1 protein-coding gene is annotated in these 390 nt (G+C 62.1%); it reads left to right on the top strand.

Annotated elements, in window-relative coordinates; translation table 11 throughout:
• Positions 1 to 3 precede the first annotated feature (3 nt).
• On the top strand, positions 4 to 384 hold the full coding sequence (gene panD, locus I6F37_RS44130; protein ID WP_014646751.1) for an aspartate 1-decarboxylase: 381 nt from the start codon (positions 4 to 6) through the stop codon (positions 382 to 384).
• Positions 385 to 390 lie beyond the last annotated feature (6 nt).

Raw genomic sequence — 390 nt, forward strand, 5'->3', positions numbered from 1 at the left:
CCCATGCACCTGTCCCTGCTCAAGACCAAGATCCATCGCGCCACCGTCACCCATTCCGAGCTGAACTACGAAGGCTCGATCGCCATCGATGACAACCTGCTGGCTGCCACCGGCATCCGCGAGTTCGAGCAGGTGCACATCTGGGACGTGACCAATGGTGCGCGTTTCTCGACCTATGCCATCCGCGCCGAAGCCGGCAGCGGCGTTGTCTCGCTCAACGGTGGCGCCGCGCGCCACGTGCAGGTCGGTGACATCATCATCATCGCCGCGTTCGCCAGCATGACCGAGCAGGAAGCTGACAGCTTCAGGCCGAAGCTGGTGTACGTTGATGGCAACAACCAGATCACCCACACCAACGACACGATCCCGACCCAGGCCGCATGACAACGA

Source organism: Bradyrhizobium sp. NBAIM08, assembly GCF_020193935.1.
GTDB lineage: Bacteria > Pseudomonadota > Alphaproteobacteria > Rhizobiales > Xanthobacteraceae > Bradyrhizobium > Bradyrhizobium yuanmingense.